Origin of the sequence: Vibrio sp. Y29_XK_CS5 (assembly GCF_024181835.1) — a bacterium.
GTDB lineage: Bacteria > Pseudomonadota > Gammaproteobacteria > Enterobacterales > Vibrionaceae > Vibrio > Vibrio harveyi.
The window spans coordinates 104,822-123,645 of record NZ_JAMZAM010000004.1; the positions used below are offsets into that span (position 1 = coordinate 104,822).

At 43.6% G+C, this 18,824-nt stretch carries 11 protein-coding genes; 1 reads left to right on the plus strand and 10 read right to left on the minus strand.

Annotated features, from left to right (window positions below; translation table 11 throughout):
* Position 1: 1 nt before the first annotated feature.
* The 10 genes from rlmKL to NL647_RS16875 all read right to left on the minus strand — a co-directional run bounded on the left by rlmKL (position 2) and on the right by NL647_RS16875 (position 16,914).
* On the minus strand, positions 2 to 2,125 hold the full coding sequence (gene rlmKL / locus NL647_RS16830; RefSeq protein WP_038898065.1) for a bifunctional 23S rRNA (guanine(2069)-N(7))-methyltransferase RlmK/23S rRNA (guanine(2445)-N(2))-methyltransferase RlmL: 2,124 nt from the start codon (positions 2,123 to 2,125) through the stop codon (positions 2 to 4).
* 511 nt (positions 2,126 to 2,636) lie between these two features.
* Positions 2,637 to 3,179 carry a cell division protein ZapC gene (locus NL647_RS16835; RefSeq protein WP_017190184.1) on the minus strand — a complete coding sequence of 181 codons (543 nt, stop codon included), beginning with the start codon at positions 3,177 to 3,179 and terminating at the stop codon, positions 2,637 to 2,639.
* 169 nt (positions 3,180 to 3,348) lie between these two features.
* Entirely contained in the window at positions 3,349 to 4,359 is a 1,011-nt protein-coding gene (gene pyrD, locus NL647_RS16840; RefSeq protein WP_017190185.1) for a quinone-dependent dihydroorotate dehydrogenase, read from the minus strand.
* Positions 4,360 to 4,663: 304 nt separating this feature from the next.
* Positions 4,664 to 9,505, minus strand: a complete 4,842-nt coding sequence (locus tag NL647_RS16845) for an NAD-glutamate dehydrogenase (protein WP_253650427.1) — start codon at positions 9,503 to 9,505, stop codon at positions 4,664 to 4,666.
* A gap of 199 nt (positions 9,506 to 9,704) precedes the next feature.
* Complete coding sequence (locus NL647_RS16850; RefSeq protein WP_005446806.1) at positions 9,705 to 9,923, minus strand: DUF2835 domain-containing protein; 219 nt, start codon at positions 9,921 to 9,923, stop codon at positions 9,705 to 9,707.
* A 66-nt stretch (positions 9,924 to 9,989) separates the two neighbouring features.
* A complete protein-coding gene (pepN, locus tag NL647_RS16855) occupies positions 9,990 to 12,596 on the minus strand; it encodes an aminopeptidase N (protein ID WP_253650428.1) in 2,607 nt (868 codons plus the stop codon).
* A 232-nt stretch (positions 12,597 to 12,828) separates the two neighbouring features.
* Positions 12,829 to 13,494, minus strand: coding sequence for a hypothetical protein (locus tag NL647_RS16860; RefSeq protein WP_005446804.1), 666 nt, complete (start codon positions 13,492 to 13,494; stop codon positions 12,829 to 12,831).
* Positions 13,495 to 13,703: 209 nt separating this feature from the next.
* A complete protein-coding gene (gene prc, locus NL647_RS16865; protein WP_059678565.1) occupies positions 13,704 to 15,698 on the minus strand; it encodes a carboxy terminal-processing peptidase in 1,995 nt (664 codons plus the stop codon).
* Positions 15,699 to 15,715: 17 nt separating this feature from the next.
* A complete protein-coding gene (gene proQ / locus NL647_RS16870; protein WP_005446802.1) occupies positions 15,716 to 16,342 on the minus strand; it encodes an RNA chaperone ProQ in 627 nt (208 codons plus the stop codon).
* Between the two features lie 98 nt (positions 16,343 to 16,440).
* Entirely contained in the window at positions 16,441 to 16,914 is a 474-nt protein-coding gene (locus NL647_RS16875; protein WP_253650429.1) for a GAF domain-containing protein, read from the minus strand.
* Between the two features lie 92 nt (positions 16,915 to 17,006).
* Here NL647_RS16875 and NL647_RS16880 point away from each other — a divergent pair, with 92 nt between their 5' ends.
* A complete protein-coding gene (locus NL647_RS16880) occupies positions 17,007 to 18,803 on the plus strand; it encodes an ABC transporter ATP-binding protein (RefSeq protein WP_253650430.1) in 1,797 nt (598 codons plus the stop codon).
* Positions 18,804 to 18,824 lie beyond the last annotated feature (21 nt).

Consider the following 18,824-nt stretch of genomic DNA (forward strand, 5'->3'; position numbering starts at 1 on the left):
CCTATTCTACGTGAGTAACCAACCAGCAGTTGTGAATCTGTTTGTTACGAGAAAAATCCAATGGCAGAGTTTGAGAAGAAATGTTCTGCGCTTTTAAGCCCAGTTCTGCAAGCCCTGCTTCGTCCATCTTGAAGTGACGTTTGTTGTTCGAGAAAACAATCGTACCGCCAGCACGCAACAGACGCTTAAGGTTTGTCATTAGCTTAATATGATCGCGTTGTACATCGAACGACGTTTCCATGCGTTTAGAGTTAGAGAACGTCGGTGGGTCAATAAAGATAAGATCATATTCACCTTTGGCGTTCTCAAGCCACTGGAGACAGTCAGCTTGCTCAAAACGATGCTGGCGACCAACACAACCGTTTAGCTGCATGTTGTCTTTCGCCCAGTTGAGGTACGTGTTAGACATATCTACCGTAGTTGTAGAACGCGCTCCACCAACTGCAGCGTGTACTGTTGCACTGCCAGTGTAAGCAAACAAGTTAAGGAAATCTTTACCCTGTGCCATTTCGCCAAGACGACGACGAGTTATCTTATGATCCAAGAACAAGCCCGTGTCTAGGTAGTCATGAAGGTTTACGATCAGCTTCACTCCGTACTCGTTCACTTCAAGCGTCTCTGAAACTTGACCTAATTTTTGGTACTGGCTACGACCCTTTTGCTTCTCACGAACTTTAAGTACTACGTTATTCGCTTCTACACCTGTTACCTGAATCGTTGCACGGATGATGTCCGTTAGACGGCGCTTGGCTTTTTCTTCAGGGATATTCTTAGGTGCTGCGTATTCTTGAATCACAATTTGATCGCCGTACACGTCGATCGCTACATTGTATTCAGGAAGATCCGCATCGTAGATACGGTAACAGTCAAGTTTCTCTTTACGAGCCCACTTACCAATCTTGCCAATGTTTTTCTTCAAACGGTTTGAGAAGTCTGGTGCAATTTGAACATTAGTGTCCGCGCCTTTCACTTCATCAATGCTGCGCTCTGCAATGCTGTAGTTCTTTTGGTGACAAGGTAACGCACCATTGTTCAATTTGAATTGTTTGTCCGCACGCATACGAAGACAGCTTAGTAGCTCGTCTGAACTTGAGAAGATAGACGCTTTACAGCCGCCAAATTCTGCTTTTAGCTGACCACCAAACGCTGTGTATAGCGCGATCAGACCAGGCTCAGTGCCAAGACGCTCACCATAAGGCGGGTTAGAAACGATAACGCCAGATTCGAAACCAGCCGGACGAGTAATGGTTGCTGCATCGCCTTGTGCAAATTCAATCAACTCTTCAACACCAGCTCTACGAGCGTTGTCTCGTGCAACCTTCAATACTTTCGGGTCGTTATCGAAGCCGAAAAACTTAGCGTCAACTTTTTTGACACCGCGTCGAGCTTGTACATTTGCCTCTGATTTAATCTCTGCCCAAAGCTCTGGTTCAAAATCTTCTAGCGCTTCAAAGCCCCACTGTTTGCGCTTAACGCCTGGTGCCATATTGGCTGCCATCATCGCAGCTTCAATCAGCAACGTACCAGAACCACACATTGGGTCTAGAAGCGGTTGTGAACCATCCCAGCCACAACGCATTACGATTGCTGCTGCAAGCGTCTCACGTAACGGAGCTCGACCTGATTCTGGACGGTAGCCACGTTGATGAAGACCACTACCCACCATATCCACACCAAGAATGGCTTTGTCTTTGTGCAGACGAACGTGAACGCGGATATCAGGGCGTTCTTTGTTAATGTTTGGACGAGGAAGTCCTTTCTTCTCAAAGCAATCTACGATGCCGTCTTTTACTTTCATTGCACCGTATTGGCTGTTGCGGATTTCGCGGTTCGTGCCATTGAAGTCGACCACAAAGCGCTTTGAACTATGGAACTGGTTTACCCAGTTGATTGAAGACGTCGACAGGTAAAGATCCATGTCGTCGTTACAGGTAAATTCCGATAAAACACGTACAAATCGAGACGCCAAGCGGCTCCACAAACAGCAACGGTAAATCTGTTCATTCGTCGCCTTAAATTTAACGCCTGCCTGTACTGGTTTGGCGTTTTCAATGCCTAGTTTAGTCAGTTCTTCAACAAGCAAGTTTTCCATGCCGTTTGAAGTTACCGCGAGATATTGATTCATAGTGTTCTTTCGTCGATAAAAAATGGCTTTGATTATACCTGACTTTACGATCAATGCCTCGTTTTTAAAGGCATTTTTACTTTATTAGCTCAAACAGTCGCCAATCTCATCTGTTGAAAATCAAAACACAGCACATCTACAAACAGAATACGTCTCTTTATCACTTTCTAGTAAAGACAAGCATCATAACGAGAGTGAATACTTATTTACATTATTTTTGGTCTATACCAACCGCCCATTTTGCGTGTAATTAACTTACAAAATGAGCGTATAGGGGAACAAAAGGTGAAATATTAGGCGTCTGGTTGCCTAAATTAAGGAAACGCTAAAATGAAAAAAGTGGAATAAAAGTGAGCTACTTCATATCTGAGATACAAAATAGCCCTCACCTAGGCATGTATTTGGCGTGCACAAGAGGAGATATTCAGAAAATTCTAGGCAAAAAAAATCGACCTAATGAGGTCGATTAATGCAAACAAAGGAACGAAAATAAAGAAAAATCAAAAGGAAATTAACCCACCATCGCCATTGGTGCCATCGTGAATAAGTGATTGGCACACACCATGCGATCGTGCATTACTTTAATTGGTTGCCCAAATGGCAGTACTTTGTTGCCATCAAGTAGAAATTCATCCTGCCCTACGTAAGCACATAGGCTTGATGTTTCACCTGGTTCTAGAACGATGAATACGCCTTCTGAATATCGATTTGTTAGGAAGACCATATCCCCTTCTTCTGGCTCATGTCCATCGCATTGGGCGTCGAAGAACCAGCTCTTCGGTTGAACAGGTTTATGAAAGCGTTTTGCAGCTACGCAATAGAGCGTAAGTTCGGCTTGACGGTATTCGTTGATGTCGAGACAACGGATTCGTTCGTTGTACGTTTGAAACGCGCTTGCGTCATCAACAGTGAATTCATTGTCTGAGAAGGCACAATTGACCAACAGCTTACGGCATAGATTGGTTTGGAAAATCATCTCCTCCCCCAAATCCAGCATTAGGCAAGCTTTCTGCTCGTCAAAATACCAATTCCATTTGTCGCTGGGTTTAAGCATTATTCCGTTCTCTTGTTTGTGACTAGTTAATCAGTAATAAGAGGTAAGACGCTTAATTACCTACTCATGATTTTTAAATTTTACAAACGAACGGGCAAAAAAAAAGAGGAAACGAATTCCTCTTTTTTTAGTAACAAGCGTCGATTTCTCAACGATTTAGCGATTGCTCTTATAGATTTTTAACAATATCGCGTACGAGACCTGGTCCGTGGTAGATGAAACCAGTGTAAACTTGAACAAGTTGTGCACCTGCCATCATTTTCTCTTTCGCTGCAACGTATGAGTCAACACCGCCCACACCGATTATCGGAAGTTTATCGCCAAGCTCTTCATGAAGTTTACGAACAACTTCTGTTGAACGTGATTGAACCGGACGTCCGCTTAGACCACCCGCTTCGTTCGCATGTTTCATGCCTTCAACGACTGTGCGATCAAGCGTTGTGTTTGTTGCAATCACACCGTCGATGTTATTCTTAATTAGCGACTCACAGATCTGGCTGATTTCGTCATCGCTCAAATCCGGTGCAATTTTTAGCGCAAGTGGTACGTACTTACCGTGCTTTTCTGCAAGTTCTGCTTGTTTCTCTTTGAGTTCAGATAGCAATTCGTCTAGCGCTTCACCGTACTGAAGTGAACGAAGCCCTGGTGTATTTGGTGACGAGATGTTCACGGCGATGTAACCGGCATACTCGTACACTTTTTCCATACAAATCAGGTAGTCCTCTGCCCCTTTCTCAATTGGTGTATCTTTATTTTTACCAATGTTGATACCAAGAATGCAGTTGTATTTTGCCTTTTTCACATTCTCAACCAGATGATCCACACCTAGGTTGTTAAAGCCCATACGGTTGATGATACCTTCCGCTTCAACTAGGCGGAACAAACGTGGCTTGTCGTTACCTGGTTGCGGACGAGGCGTAACAGTACCAACTTCGACAAAACCAAAGCCCATAGCGTCAAACGCTTCGATACATTCGCCGTTTTTGTCCAAACCAGCAGCAAGACCCACTGGGTTACGGAATGTAAGCCCCATGCATTCTACTGGACGATTTGGTAATTGTTGACGATAGAAAAGATCGAGAGGAGTGCCGTTAAAGCGTTGGAAGTTTTTGATTGCAAGATCATGTGCCTTTTCGGCATCAAGTTGGAAAAAGCCAGTTCTGGCTAGACGGTAAAGCATTGTGCCTCCGAAAGAAAAAAGCCCCGTGTAAACGGGTCAATATTATTTACTGTTTTTCAGTGCAATTCAATGAAAATGAGTGAATTCAGCAAAATAGTATGTCTCATTTTAATTTTGTTCATAAAAACAGTTGATTAGCACTCTATTCTCTATACAAAATTGCTAGCTTTTTATTTAAAAGCAAACGATTTCATGCCAGGAAAACTCAAATTTCACGTTACGGCGTCACTTGTTGTGTGGAGTTATAGTGATTTGAACATAAAAAAGCCCCGCGATTGCGAGGCTTTTGCTAAAGTCACTTACCCTATTCGTTCGAAGAACAGTTCAGGTTAAGTAGAACCAATTCTCGAAGTGCAACAGAGAACTTAGCGAACTCATGAACGGAACCAACTTTGAATTCATTTAAGATGCTCTCCCAACGATGCAATGACAATTCATTCGTTGTCATCCAATCTTCGAGTGCTTGCATCACGTCTAGATCTTCTGTTGAGCAGCCGCAAGTTAGAACTTGAGCAGTCAATTGACGTTGTTGCCAATCAAGATCCTCACGGAATGCTGCACGGGCAAGAGCTTGCCAGTTATTATCAACCGCTTGGCTATTGATCTGTTTCAAGAACCAGTGAAGTGATAAACGGTCACCTAGATTAAAGTAAAGCTTCGAGGCTTGTTCAACCGTTTTACCCGTTTCGCTTGCTACTGTTGAAATATCCAGTGCAGACTGTAGGCTAGAGAGACGAGCTACGTGGTGTGCCAGTTTCTCCTCTACTCCGCGCTCAATCCATTTCTGAGCAAGTTCGTTATGCTCTTCCACTTCTGATGCAACTAGCATGGTGTCCAGCGTTTCAGTAATAGTGTGAACATCGTCTTTATATAGCGCAACGAGCTCGGTTACTGTGCTCTTACCGCTGCGATTGCGAAGTAACCAACGAGAGATACGGCGCAATGCGCGACGTACATAAAACATGATCTCATACTGTGCTTCTGCAGTTGCAACGTTATCGAGTGCACGAGTTTGCTTAAGAATATCTTCCAGTTCGAAGATCTCACGTGTTGCACTGTAAGCGTTCGCAATATCAACGACACTCGCGCCCGTCTCTTCTTGAAGACGAGTCACGAAGTTACAGCCCATTTCATTAACCATTTGGTTTGCTAGCGCTGTTGCGATGATTTCAGCACGCAGCGGGTGGTTTACCATCTGATCTTTGTAGTTACGGCGTAACTCACTTGGGAAATAAGCAACTAACTGTTTTCCATGGAATTCATCATTTGCAATTTCGTCAGCAACCAATTGTTCTTTCAGAACCATCTTACCGTAAGCTACTAGTACTGAAAGTTCAGGACGTGTCAGACCAAGACCTTGTTTCTCTCGCTCAATCAAGGTTTCATCGTCTGGAATGTACTCAAGAGCACGATCCAAGTACCCTGCTTTCTCCATTGTATGGATAAAGCGGATTTGCTCTTTAACGATGCCAACACCTTGCTGTTCGGTCACCGAAATAGACTCAGATTGACGGTATGCATCGTCCAATACGATTTCGCCCACTTCGTCTTCCATCGATTCAAGAATCTGGTTGCGTTGTTTAACCGTTAGATCGCCATTCGATACTAAACCATTCAAGAAGATCTTAATGTTCACTTCGTTGTCCGAACAGTCTACGCCACCAACGTTATCCACAAAGTCCGTATTTACACGACCGCCTGTGCTTGCGTATTCGATACGACCAAGCTGAGTCATACCTAAGTTACCGCCTTCACCAACCACTTTCGCTTTTAAATCACGTCCATCGATACGGAGTACGTCATTTGCACGGTCGCCAACATCAGTGTGTGTCTCGCTAGAAGCTTTAACATACGTACCGATACCACCATTCCAAAGCAGATCCACTTCCATTTGCAGGATCATCTTAATCAGATCGTTTGGCGCTAGAGACGCTTTCTTCGTGCCCAGCATTTTTTGGATTTCTGGCGTTAGTTGGATCGATTTAGAGCGACGAGAGAAAATACCACCGCCCTGCGAGATCAACTCGGCGTTGTAATCTTCCCAGCTTGATCGTGGGAGATTGAACAAGCGATTACGCTCTTCCCAGCTGGTGGCTGAATCCGGATTTGGATCAATGAAGATGTGCATATGGTTAAACGCAGCTTGTAGACGAATATGCTTAGATAGCAGCATACCGTTACCAAATACGTCCCCTGCCATATCACCCACACCAATTGCTGTGAAGTCAGTGGTTTGACAGTTGACGCCCATTTCTCGGAAGTGGCGTTTCACCGATTCCCAACCACCTTTCGCAGTGATACCCATTGCTTTGTGGTCATAACCGTTAGAACCACCTGATGCAAACGCGTCACCTAGCCAGAAGTTGTACTCATCCGATACAGAGTTCGCCAAATCAGAGAATGTTGCTGTACCTTTATCGGCGGCAACAACTAAGTATGGGTCGTCTTCATCGTGACGCACTACACTCTTCGGCGGAATAACTTCGCCTTCGATAATGTTATCGGACACATCGAGAAGCGCGCGAATGAAGCGTTTGTAACAACGTTGACCTTCAGCGAAGATTTCATCACGGTTAGTTAGAGTTGGCTGACGTTTACATACGAAGCCACCTTTTGCACCCACAGGAACAATAACCGTGTTCTTAACTTGCTGTGCTTTAACCAGACCAAGAATTTCAGTACGGAAGTCCTCTTGACGATCCGACCAACGCAAACCACCACGCGCAACTTTACCTCCACGTAGGTGTACACCTTCAATATCAGGTGCGTAAACGAAGATCTCAAACGCAGGCACTGGCTGAGGAATATCTGGGATTTCGCTTGGTTTCATCTTCAACGATAACCAAGGTTTCGGCTGCTTATTTTCGTCCAATTGGTAGTAGTTAGTACGTAGCGTTGCCGTGATCATTTCCATGTAGCGACGGATGATACGATCATCATCTAGGCTTTCAACACGATCCAGTTGCTCGGTTATTTTCTTGATAAGATCGTTCTGACCTTTCTCGCTGCCTTTGTGTTTTGGATCGAATCGTTTGGCAAACAAGTTTACTAGACCCGTTGCCAAATCTGGGTAATGGCTAAGGGTATCTTCTATGTATTGTTGGCTGAATGGGAAACCAACCTGGCGCATGTAGCGCGCGTATGCACGAAGAATTGAGATTTCACGACCAGACAGTGAAGCGCCTAGTACCAAGCGGTTGAAGCCATCACTCTCTAGGTTACCAGCCCAAATCGCTGCGAATGCTTGTTGGAAACGATCGCGAGCTTCACGAAGATCAACGGTCTTGTCGCTCTTATGCAGCATTGAGAAATCTAGGATCCAGAATGTTTGACCATTGTTGGTTTCGATCTCATAAGGCGATTCGCCGATCACACGTAACCCTAGGTTTTCCAACATTGGCATCACGTCGGATAGGTGAATTGGCTCGTCGCGGTGGTATAGCTTCAAGCGAACTGCTTTCGATTCAGCCGCTTCTTCTTGCGGACGATAGAACAACATGCCGAGTTTGTTGTCGTCGCTTAACGCTTCTAGACGTTCGATATCTGCAACCGCAGAACCTGGCATCATGTCTTCTTTATATGAACGTGGGAATGCGCTCATGTACTCTTTCGAAAGCGGAAGACCTTTGCTTTCACCAAAGTTAGCAATGATAGACTCTTTTAGGCGGTCGTCCCATGAAGTCGATACTTCCATTAAGTTCTGCTCAATCTTTTTCACGTCTACATCAATGTTGTTATTGTCTACACGAACAATGTAATGGGTTCTCGCCAACGGGCTTTCTGAGAAGAAGGTTGTGAATTCAACCTCTTGTTCACAGCCAAAGTACTGCTTAAGAATGCGTTGCGTTTGACGACGAAGTTCTGTGTTGTATCGATCTTTTGTCACGTAAACCATACAGCTGAAGAATCGGCCAAACGGGTCTTTACGAACAAATAGACGTAACAAGTCACGATCTTGCATTTGCACGACACCCATCCCCACTTCTAATAACTCTTCTTCACGAGCTTGAAGTAATTCGTCACGTGGGTAGTTTTCTAGAATGTTGTGCAGGGCTTTGTACGAGTACGATCCGTTACGGTAACCACTCGCTTCTAGAATACGATCCACTTTCTCGCGGATCAGAGGAATACTTTGTACGGCTTGGTTGTATACAGCAGAAGTGTAAAGACCTGTGAAACGGTGCTCACCAATCACTTTGCCGTTCTTATCGAATTTCTTAACGCCAATGTAGTCAGTGTAAGCTGGGCGGTGAATACGAGATGCTTGATTGCCCTTAGTGATGATCAATGCGTAAGGCTTTTTCGCTTCTAGGCGTGCAGAGTCGGACAGTTCAGAAAGCTTGATGCTGCGAATGCGATTGTCATCGGCAAAGAGACCAAGACCTTTCTCTTTAACAGGTTGCAGCTCAGTGTCACCATTGACGCTAACAAGATCATACTCTTTGTAACCCATGAAGGTGAAGTTATGATCCCCTAACCAACGTAGGTATTCGATCGTCTCATCTAAACGATCAGTCTTCATCGAAACTCGATCTTTGTTCTTTTCAAGATCATCAGTAACGATCTTAAGTTTATCAACCATTTGTTTCCAATCATCAACCACTAAACGCGTGTCAGACAAAATGGTCAGTAGCTCATTTTTCAGCTCTTGCATTTCACCTTTACTGGTTAAGCGGTCAACTTCGATATGGAACAGAGATTGAAGGACACCACCCTCGCCATTAACGTCCGTCACTTGCCCTTTTTTATCGCGTTCTAGTTGCGTTGGGTTGTTGAGCATCAAGTGAGAAACAAGGTCAAGTCGCGTTAACGCCATCTTGATGGAATCCACCAAAAACGGGCTGTCCGGAACAACAATTTCAACAATAGTGTGTGTTGATTGCCAACCTTGGCGGCTGACAGTTGGGTTGAATACTCTGACAGAAATGTCTTCTGGTTTCTTTTCATTGACATGATGCCACAGGCTAACAACGGCACCATATAGGTCGGATTCGTTTCGCTGAATCAAGTCATCATCAGCAATGTTACTAAATAAGTGTTGAGCAAGTTTAGTTACAAGCGGTTGGTGAGAAAGCTCGAGTTTGTCTTGAATTAGTTGGTATACCTTTTCAAGCAGAACCGGCACTACATTTTCACGCGCGGTCATATTCACACTCCACATTAGAATTGTTGTTTTGTAGGGGGACTTAACTTCGGGTTTTAGCCTCGAAACTAAGCATAGGTAATGCATGCACTTATTGTAAAAGCATAATTACAAATGTTTAACAAAAATTCGCTGTGGTAGGAGGTGAAATGTTTGATTATGTGACTAAGATTCCTGTTTAACTCACTAGGAATATCAGGCATCACAGAGTTTCTAACTTTAGAAACTTATTATTTTGGTCAGTTGTGAGTCTAAAACGACCTCTAATGCCTAATTGACTAAGAAATGGTCGAAATTTTGATGCATCTAGTTGCACCCTCAAACCATTGTCAGTAATGACTTGTACAGAACTTGCGGCACCAGAGTAGTGTGAAAGAAATGTTTGATAAGAGATGTTGAGAGAGAAGTAATACTGGTTCATGAAAATGGATTGTTGTCAGAACAAAAAACTAGGGTGATCGTAATGACCACCCTATTCTTTTGTCGATTATTCGTCTAGTGCTTTAGTCACTTTTTCGAATAAGTCTTTCGCTAGATTGTCCATCGCTTTAAGCTTTTCAAGCTCTGCACGAATAAGCGCTTGACGACCTTCATCGTATTTACGGAATTTCAATAGAGGATCGATCATGCGGGACGCCACTTGTGGGTTACTATCATTCAACTGACGAAGGATCTCACCAGCAAATTGGTAGCCAGAACCAGATTTATCATGGAAACGTACTGGGTTTGCGTTCAAGAACGAACCAATCAAACTGCGCGTGCGGTTCGGGTTCTTCAAGCTAAACGCTTCGTGGCTCATGGTTTCTTTTACTTTCTCAAGTGCGTTCTCAATTGGGTTGCTGCCCTGAAGAACAAACCATTTGTCCATAACCAGACCATCGTGCCTCCACTTGTCGCTGTAATCCGCCATTAACGCTTCACGACATTCAAGTTGTGCACTGTTCGCTGCACTCATCGCCGCAATTGTGTCGGTCATATTGTTTGATGATTCATACTGCGCTTTTGCTAGCTCGTTACCCTTTTCAGTGTAAGCCAAGAACTGCAAGCACTGGTTGCGTAAAGCGCGTTTGCCAATCGCTGCATGGTCAATGCTGTATTCTGTTTGGTTCAATGCGTGATAAGTAGCACTCAGTTCATCTTCTAGTTCTTTAGAAAGTGACGCTGTAATGCTATTCAGTACCGTATCTACCGCATCAATATCAATCTGCTTGTACCAACCTGTGATTTCGTTGATGGAAGGCAGAGAAAGCACTTGAGCAATAAACGCAGGTTCAAGGTTTGCATCAAGTAACACGCCACGGAATGCATCGATTAAGTCTTCTGATAGCTTAACCTCACCACCCGCTTGAACGTTAGTTACGTTTTGACGAATGTATTTCGCTAGCAGCATTTGGCTTGCATCCCAACGAGCAAAATCGTTCGTTGCGTGCTTCATCAAGAAAATCAGTTCATCATCGCTGTAATCGTATTCCAATTTAACCGGTGCAGAGAACTCACGAAGCAATGATGGTACTGGTTGTTCTGCAACGTTTTCGAATACGAAAGTCTGCTTGTCTTGCTTCACGTCCAAAACGTTGTGTACGGATTCACCGTTGATAACCAGTGGAATCACATCACCATTTTGTGCGTATAGTTCAATATCGAATGGAATATGTAGCGCTTGTTTTTCTGCTTGGTCGTGCGTTGCTTCAGTAAATTGCTCAACCGTTAACGCGTAAGTTTTTGCTTCAGCGTTATATTCGCTGTTTACGCGAAGTGTTGGTGTACCCGATTGGCTATACCATAAGCGGAATTGTTTAAGATCAACGCCTGTTGCGTCTTCCATTGCAGAAACAAAATCTTCACACGTTGCCGCTGTACCATCATGACGTTCGAAGTAAAGCTTCATGCCTTTTTGGAAGCCTTCTTCGCCAAGTAACGTGTGGTACATGCGGATCACTTCGCTGCCTTTTTCGTACACGGTTAGCGTGTAGAAGTTATTCATTTCAATAACTTTATCTGGGCGAATTGGGTGTGACATTGGGCTTGAGTCTTCCGCAAACTGAGGACCACGGATAATGCGAACGTTGTCGATGCGGTTTACTGCGCGTGAACCAAGATCGGACGAAAACTCTTGGTCACGGAATACCGTTAGACCTTCTTTTAAGCTCAGTTGGAACCAATCGCGACAAGTCACGCGGTTACCCGTCCAGTTGTGGAAGTATTCATGACCGATTACCGCTTCAATGCCAAGGTATTCGCGGTCAGTCGCGGTTTTTTCATTCGCAAGCACAAACTTCGAGTTGAAGATGTTTAAACCTTTGTTTTCCATTGCACCCATGTTGAAAAAATCAACCGCAACGATCATGTAGATATCAAGATCGTACTCAAGACCAAAGCGATCTTCGTCCCACTTCATTGAGTTGATCAGCGAAGTCATTGCATGACCCGCGCGATCGAGGTTGCCTTTGTCGACAAAGATTTCTAGGTCTACTTCACGACCTGATGTGGTTGTGTATTTATCACGTAGTACATCAAAGTCACCGGCAACCAAAGCGAACAAGTAAGCAGGTTTTGGATGTGGGTCTTGCCATTGAACCCAATGACGACCATTTTCTGCCTCACCTTCAGCTACGCGGTTACCATTGCTTAATAGAAATGGATACACGGTTTTGTCTGCGATCACTTTTGTTGTGTATTTCGCAAGAACGTCTGGACGATCTAGGTAGTAAGTAATACGACGAAAGCCTTCTGCTTCACACTGTGTACAGAACGCACCACCTGATTTGTAAAGACCTTCAAGTGCGGTGTTTGCTTCCGGGTCGATCTTAGTAACGATTTCTAAATCAAATTCTGCTGGCAGATCGGTAAGAGCTAAAGAGGCTTCTTTGACTTCATGATGAGACCAGTCTTCACCGTTCACTTTTACAGAGCGTAGCTCTAGCCCTTCACCATCGAGTTCTAATGTGGTTAATTCACCCTTTTGAACTACTTTTGATACTGCTGTAACGATCGTGTCGTTGTCATAAAGATCAAACGTCAAATCAATATCGGTAATTGTATGAGATGGCGCTTTATAATCTTTGCGATATTTCGCTTGGGGAGCTTGAGACATGTCCATAAATCCTTGTATATAGAACCACAAAAATACCAGGACTAGAGGCTCAAACACCTCTTACTGGTATCACGATATAAGCTATTTGTAGGGGTTGTGGTATCAGAATACAAGTCTTTCTATAAAAAAACGGAGCTTTTAGTGTCTTAGCTCCGCTTTCTGTTTAACATTTAATCAACATCAGAATATTTCACTATTAATAACCCTGCGTGAAATAATGGTGATGAATCATTTATGGTGTTACTCGATTAAGTACCGCGTACATATCACCGTTAGAATCTTGAATCGTCAGCTCGTTTTGGTTCAATGTATAGCGGGTTCCGTGCTCTCCGTTCTCGTACAAAAGAACTAGATGCTCACCTTCTGTGTAAAACACGCCTTGTTTCACTGCCTCTTCACCTTCTTCATTTGACACTCTAAACATAAATACAAAGTCTGGCTGAAGAATTAAGTCCATTTGGTTGATGTTATTTGCAAGCATGCCATCCCCTCCAACTTGAGAGCTTGACCAAATACCCGCAAGTGCATTCGACAGCCCCTTAGTGAAGGTGACACCATTCAAGTCTAGGGTGTTGTGGTTATTACGATATGCATAAATTTGCGGTTCATCAGTATTCAACCCAAGGACGATGGTGTCCTCATTGGCGTTATAGAGTCCTTCCCAATGGTCGATTGAGTAATCTTTTTTCTGAATGTCGATAGAGAACGTGTAGTCCGAGCCAAGGGTGAGTTTTATCGCTCTAAAGTTTTCTGAAGAATCATCAGGGTTTGGATTCATCAAATACCAATCTCCGATCAAGAATGGAGTGTCAAAGTGACTAAGTTCGTCTTCCTTGTTGGTCTCCGCGCTAGAAACACTAAAGCAGCAAAAGCTAAGTAAAATAATGAACCATTTCATAACGGTATCCTTATCGTTTTCTTTTAGCTTAGGCTCTAGATCTCATTTTCGCGAAATATTTGATCTACATCACGTAAATTGTTGGTGCAAATTAAGCGCAGGAACAACCTATTTTTATAGAAACGCCGCTTTATAAACACATAAAAAAAGAGCGAGTCGCTATGACTCGCTCTTTATATAGAGAATTATTAGTCGTTTTGACTGAATTTTTAGCCTTTCAGCATATCAACCATAACAGCAACTGATTCATCTAGATAAACGTCTGGCGCTTCGTAATCTTTTGGCACATCATCAAGTGTTTTGAATGGTTTTTTACCCATTGCTGCTTGACGTTCATTGATGCGCTCTAAGCGTAGAGCCTCGGCTTTATCTGATTCGTCTTCGCGCACTTTCTCGTTAAGAGACAACAAATTATCGTCTTTCTCTTTACGGTACTTCTCAATATCTTCTTTGATGAAACGGAACTCCATCTCATCAGCAATACGTTTATTGTGAAGCTCAGTTAGTTTAGTAACAAGCGCGTCGTTGCTTGGGAATGTCTGATATTTTGCTTTATCAATGCTGTCCCAAGGTAATGCGTTGTCTTCAACACTCTCACCTGTTTCGCTTGGCTCAACTGGAGTTGGGTAAGCGATGTCTGGTGCAACACCACGGTTCTGAGTACTGCCACCATCGATGCGGTAGAACTTTTGAATCGTGTATTGTACGTAGCCAAGTTCTTTGTCGAAAAGATCGTAGATATGATTCAATGAGCGGTGTTGTTGAACGGTACCCTTACCGAAAGAGTTTTCACCAAGAATAATCGCACGGTTGTAATCCTGCATTGCTGCCGCAAAGATTTCAGACGCTGAAGCACTGTAGCGATTGATCAACACTGTTAGTGGACCATCGTAACTCACTTGACCATCGGTATCTGCATTTACTTTGATGCGACCATAGCTATCACGAACCTGAACAACTGGACCTTCTTTAATGAAGAGCCCTGTTAATGCCGTTGCTTCAGTCAGCGCACCACCGCCGTTGTTGCGTAGATCAACGATAACACCGTCGACGTTTTTCGCCTTCAATTCAGATAGCAGTTTATCAGTATCTTTTGAAAGACCGACGTAAAAACTAGGAACCTCAAGAACCCCAATCTTCTTACCGTCTTTCTCGATGATTTCAGACTTAACCGCACGGTCTTCTAAACGAACTTTATCACGTACAATAGTGACAACGTAACTCTTCGCATCTTTACCTTCTGGCAAGACTTGTAGGTTAACTTTGGTTCCTTTAGGACCTTTGATTAGTTGAACGACATCATCAAGACGCCAACCGATCACATCGACAACTTCTTCGCCATCTTGACCAACACCGATAATGCGGTCGCCCTCACCTAGCTGTTTACTCTTAGATGCTGGACCGCCAGCAACTAATGAACGAATAACTGTATAGTCGTCGGTCATTTGAAGCACAGCCCCAATACCTTCAAGAGACAGATTCATCTCTGATTGGAACTGTTCCGCGTTTCGTGGAGATAGGTAGCTAGTATGTGGATCAACTTCACGAGCGAATGCATTCATGTAAAGTTGGAAAGCGTCTTCATTGCGAGTTTGCGTGATGCGTTTCATCGCGTTGTTGTAACGTTTCGCTAGAACCTCTTTGATTTCTGGCCATTCTTTACCAGTCATTTTAAGGTTGAGAGCATCGTACTTAACGCGTTTTCGCCATAATTCATTTAACTCAGCTTCATTCTTGGGCCATGCGGCTTCTGAACGATCCAGTTCAATAAACTCATCAGTATTAAACTTGATTTCTTTATCGAGTAGAGTCAATGCGTAGGCAAAACGATCAAAACGCTTCTGCATCGAAAGATTATAAACATCAAATGCAATCTTGTTATTACCAGCTTTAAGCTGATCATCAAGGCTGACGGACCAATCTTTGAAAGAGTCGATATCGGCTTGAGTAAAAATATTTCTATTGTAATCAAGCATTTCTACGTAGCGCTCAAAGATCGCTTTGGAGAAATCATCGTTTAGATTGAAATGCTTATAATGAGAGCGGGTAAATCGAGAAGTTACTCGTTTGCTGGCTGTTTCATGCTGAACTTCAGGTGCAAGAACCGGCAAATCATCTTTGTTTAGTTTGGCTTCTAGAGCCTGAGCTGATGCTGCTAGCCAGAAGCTAGCAGCAATCAGTGTCACTTTTGAACGGCAATTCATGCGTAGGAGTATCTCCCTTATGCGCGCAAGTGCTCCGCTTTCACAACCATTTGTAGGCCGTTAGCAAGTTGAACACGTACATCATCCTTATTGACTTCAACAATGGTCGCTGCCATGTTTCCTTTGCCCATGTTCACGTTAACTGCGTTGCCGATTGTGATTTCATCAGCGTTTAGCGCGCGTGTTTCTACAGGCTTACTTTCTTTTTGTACTTTTGGTTTGTTAGCACGACGAGGCTGTTGTGGCTTTTTAGCCGCAGGTTTCGCTTTCGCCTTACCCTCTTCGCGAGCTTTTTGAGCTTGCTCTTTACGACGAGCCTGAACTTTCGCTTTGCTTTCAGCAAGTGTCGCTTTAGCGTGTTCTACGTGTTCTTCTTCTAGCTCACCACATGGGTTGCCATCTAGATCAACACGTACTGCACCTGGTTTTACGCCGTGTAGGTAACGCCATGATGAAGTGTACTGTCTTAACGCTGCACGAAGCTGAGTTTTGCTTACTTTTTCGTCTTCATTTAGACGTTCCGCAAGATCTTGAAAAATACCAATTTTCAGAGGCTTTGCTTCACCTTCTAAAGTAAAGCACTTAGGGAAACATTCAGCAATGTATGCGATAACTTCTTTGCTGTTTTTTAACTTTTCAGTCATGAGGGTTCCTGGTTTGAGCGGATTTCCGCGAAGCATTAAGAAAAAATATTCTCGTATTATAGTGACATGCCAAGGAAAAACCACACTCGAGGGCGAATTTATGCGTCGTTAGCGTGCGAATTAAGCAGCTTTTCTACTTCAGCCATAAAATGAGTGAGGCCTTCTTCATCAATTTCATTGAATCGACCGATATTTGGACTATCAATATCCAACACGCCAGCCACTTCCCCATTGATAGTAAAAGGAATAACAATTTCTGAATTACTTGCTGCATCACAAGCAATGTGACCTTCAAATGCATGCACATCGTATACTCTTTGTACGCTGTTAGTTTGTGCAGCAGTACCACAGACGCCTCGTCCCATTGGGATACGAACACAAGCAGGCTTACCTTGGAAAGGGCCGAGCACCAACTCATCACCTTTCGTTAGGTAAAAACCCGCCCAATTCAGGTCTTCAAGTTCCATAAATAGAAGAGAGCTGATGTTGGCAAGATTTGCGATGTAGTCTTTCTCTGATTCGATAAGCGCAACTACTTGCTTGGTAAGTCTTTGGTATTGTTCTATGTTCATATTAACTTCCTACTTTTTATTTAGGCTTCCATTCTGTTGGTATGGCGCTAAAATGCAGCCCTACTTTTTAATAGGACTTATTCTCAATTACAATGAATCCGAAAAACGACACTATTAGCCGTTCTTGGTTGATAACACAAGTGAAAAAGCACAAGTCCAAGCTGATTCTAGCGAACTTGATAGCTGTACTTGCGACCTTGATTAGTGTTCCAATCCCTCTTCTTATGCCTCTCATGGTGGATGAAGTCTTATTGGACAAACCGGCATCGGGCTTAGCAGCAATGAACGCGGTTTTACCTGAAGCGTGGCACACACCTACGGGTTATATCTTCTTTACTCTGTTCTTGGTTGTGCTGATGAGGGCAGCAAGCCAAGGGTTTAATATTCTTCAAAGCCGACAATTTACCTTGGTTTCAAAGACAATCACCTTTGAAATGCGAAGTAAAATGATCGACAAGCTTGGTCGTATTAGCATTCGACAGTACGAAACAAAAGGCAGTGGTGGCATCAACGCTCACCTTATCACCGACATTGAGACCATTGATAAATTTATTGGTTCTACATTAGCTAAATTTGTTATCAGCCTACTGACGGTGATTGGTACAGCCATCGTGCTACTTTGGCTCGATTGGCGTCTGGGTCTGTTTATTCTTCTCGTCAACCCTATTGTCATTTACTTCTCACGTAAGCTGGGAAGTATGGTTAAGCACCTTAAGCGCAAAGAAAACCATTCATTTGAGATTTTCCAGAACCGCTTAGTCGAAACTCTTGACGGCATTTATCAACTACGAGCGGCTAATAAAGAGCGAGAGTTTCTCCAGCAGTTAAAAGGCAGCGCTGACCAAGTTCGTATCGATGCTGACAAGTATGCATGGCAATCAGAGGCTGCGGGACGTGTCTCTTTCCTTCTGTTTTTAATCGGTTTTGAGTTGTTCCGTGCGGTTGCAATGCTAATGGTAATGTTCAGTGACCTTACCATTGGTCAAATTTTCGCGGTGTTTGGTTACCTTTGGTTTATGTTGTCTCCTGTTCAAGAACTATTGGGTATCCAATTCTCTTGGTACAGCGCAAAAGCGGCACTTAAGCGAATTAATAATCTACTCGAATTGGAAGAAGAACATAGACCTGTCTCGAAAGTAAATCCTTTCAGAGAAAATCGAGAGGTTGATGTAAAAATTGAACATGTTGATTTTTCATACAACAATGAAAACAAGGTGTTGGATGATCTCTCGTTGCACATTCCTGCTGGTAAGAAAGTGGCGCTTGTGGGTGCGAGTGGTGGTGGTAAATCAACCCTGATTCAATTATTGATCGGCGTTTACCGTCAGAATTCTGGTTCTATCCGTTTTAATGATGAGTTAACGGAAGACATCAGCTTTGAAGTAATACGCGACAAAATTGCCGTGGTTTTACAACAACCTATACTATTTAATGACACCTTAAGGCATAATCTGACCCTTGGTGGTGACTTTGATGAAATGTCATTATGGCGAGCACTAGAAGTCGCTCAGCTTCAGGACGTGATTTCGCAACTTAACCACGGATTGGATACTCAAATTGGTCGTAATGGTATTCGCCTATCCGGCGGTCAGCGTCAACGCTTAGCGATTGCACGTATGGTGCTGAGCAACCCACAATTTGTTATCCTAGACGAAGCAACGTCAGCACTGGACACCGCAACTGAAGCGGCTTTGCATAAGGCGTTAACGGAATTCTTACGCGGTCGAACGACTCTTATTGTCGCCCATCGCTTATCGGCGGTGAAGCAAGCAGATTTGATTTATGTGCTTGAAGATGGAAGAGTGACGCAAACAGGTACCCATGGTGAGCTCGTTGAGCAAGAAGGCTTATATCAAACCTTATATGGTGGCATTCAGTCCCACGCTTAAACCATTCAGTTTAGAGAGGTC

Bases quoted from the DNA above. Each gene is read 5' to 3' on its own strand.
- rlmKL (WP_038898065.1), bottom strand. From the start codon at position 2,125: ATGAATCAATATCTCGCGGTAACTTCAAACGGCATGGAAAACTTGCTT.
- NL647_RS16835 (WP_017190184.1), bottom strand. From the start codon at position 3,179: ATGCTTAAACCCAGCGACAAATGGAATTGGTATTTTGACGAGCAGAAA.
- pyrD (WP_017190185.1), bottom strand. From the start codon at position 4,359: ATGCTTTACCGTCTAGCCAGAACTGGCTTTTTCCAACTTGATGCCGAA.
- NL647_RS16845 (WP_253650427.1), bottom strand. From the start codon at position 9,505: ATGACCGCGCGTGAAAATGTAGTGCCGGTTCTGCTTGAAAAGGTATAC.
- NL647_RS16850 (WP_005446806.1), bottom strand. From the start codon at position 9,923: ATGAACCAGTATTACTTCTCTCTCAACATCTCTTATCAAACATTTCTT.
- pepN (WP_253650428.1), bottom strand. From the start codon at position 12,596: ATGTCTCAAGCTCCCCAAGCGAAATATCGCAAAGATTATAAAGCGCCA.
- NL647_RS16860 (WP_005446804.1), bottom strand. From the start codon at position 13,494: ATGAAATGGTTCATTATTTTACTTAGCTTTTGCTGCTTTAGTGTTTCT.
- prc (WP_059678565.1), bottom strand. From the start codon at position 15,698: ATGAATTGCCGTTCAAAAGTGACACTGATTGCTGCTAGCTTCTGGCTA.
- proQ (WP_005446802.1), bottom strand. From the start codon at position 16,342: ATGACTGAAAAGTTAAAAAACAGCAAAGAAGTTATCGCATACATTGCT.
- NL647_RS16875 (WP_253650429.1), bottom strand. From the start codon at position 16,914: ATGAACATAGAACAATACCAAAGACTTACCAAGCAAGTAGTTGCGCTT.
- NL647_RS16880 (WP_253650430.1), top strand. From the start codon at position 17,007: ATGAATCCGAAAAACGACACTATTAGCCGTTCTTGGTTGATAACACAA.